The organism is Chloroflexota bacterium, from assembly GCA_015478725.1.
In the GTDB taxonomy this organism is placed as follows: domain Bacteria; phylum Chloroflexota; class Limnocylindria; order Limnocylindrales; family CSP1-4; genus C-114.
Map to the genome: position 1 here is coordinate 1 of JADMIG010000104.1, position 1,554 is coordinate 1,554.

The window sequence follows — 1,554 nt, forward strand, 5'->3', positions numbered from 1 at the left end:
TGTATGGGATACCCACATCGTAACCGGGTGAGTGCCAGCACATCGTAGACCACCAAGCAGACGGCATCACGCTGCTGCTTCCTCGACCGCAGGCACTGGTCAAACGAGCCATGAGACGGTACACTTTTCTTAACCGACAAAACACCATCTTGTCCAAGAAAGGAGTACCCCTCATGAGTGTATCATACTACGTCGATCGCGCCAATTTGTATTATCTGCATCAGCACCATCCTGACTGGTCGGCCCCGCAGTTGGCCGCAGCCCTCACCCGCTCGGTGGGATGGGTCAAGAAATGGCTTGCTCGCCTGCGCGACGAACTGGCACAAGGCATAGCTCTGCCCCAGGTCTTGCAAGGACATCCCCGAACGCGCCATCATCCCCCGAGGCGAACCGAGCCGTGGGTCGTTGAGCGGGTGCTCGCCGTACGTGACGCGCCCCCCGAAGGGTTGCGACGCGTGCCTGGAGCACGAGCGATCCAGTATTACTTGCCCCGCGATCCGTTCTGGCAACAGTTCCAGCCACCCGTGCCGTCGCGCCGCACCATCCATCGCATCTTGCAAGCTCATGGACGCATTCCCCTTCAGCACCCGCCTCGTCCCCAGCCGATGGAACGGCCTGTCCCCTTGAGCCAGTGGCAGATCGACTTCAAAGATGTCTCCAGCGTCCCCGCTTCATCTGAAGGCAAGCGACAACATGGCGTGGAAACGCTCAACGTCATCGATATGGGAACCTCGCTGCTCCTGGATGCACCCCTGCGTCCTGACTTCACGGCCGAAACGGCTCTCGAGGCGGTCGCCCACACTCTGCAAACCGTTGGCGTTCCCCAGCAGATCACGCTGGATCGTGACGTGCGCTGGGTGGGCAGCCCTCATGGCAGTGATTTTCCGTCGGCCTTGCTGCGTTTTACCGCCTGCCTGGGCATTCAGATGCACGTCTGTGCGCCTCATCATCCGCAGGAAAATGGCTTTGTCGAACGCTACAATCGCACCTATCAACAGGAATGCCTGACCCCGCTCCGCCCGCTCACCTTAGAGCAAGCCCGTGAAGTGACCACAGCTTTTCAGCAGCACTACAACGTGCAGCGACCCAACCAAGCTCTCTCCTGTGGTAACCAACCGCCGCGAAGTGCCTTTCCCACCTTGTCCGCCTTACCCCCTTTGCCTGCTACGGTCGATCCGGATGGCTGGCTCCAACGGCTCGATGGATTGCATTTGGAGCGCAAAGTCGATGCCCATGGCATGGTCAGTGTCGATCTCAAACACTATTACATCTCCACCCAATTGGTGGGGCAGCATGTCGGGTTGCAGTTGGATGCGACCAACCGCTGTTTGCAGGTGCTGCATGAACAGCGGCCCCTCAAATCGCTCCCGCTCAGAGGGCTGGTGGGACACCTCCTTTCCTATGACGACTTTCTGGCTCACATGCTGCATCAGGCTCGCGCTCAGGCCCGTTTGCGTTCCTTACAAGAACGTCGGTTCCGTACCGCGCCTTTCGCCGCTCCCTAGTCTACGATGTCTTGGCATCAAGGAGGTTACGATGTGGGTATCCCATACA

At 59.1% G+C, this 1,554-nt stretch carries 1 protein-coding gene; it reads left to right on the forward strand.

Annotated elements, in window-relative coordinates:
* Positions 1 to 173 precede the first annotated feature (173 nt).
* Entirely contained in the window at positions 174 to 1,505 is a 1,332-nt protein-coding gene (locus IVW53_15950) for a transposase family protein (protein MBF6607056.1), read from the forward strand.
* The last annotated feature ends 49 nt before the right edge of the window (positions 1,506 to 1,554 follow it).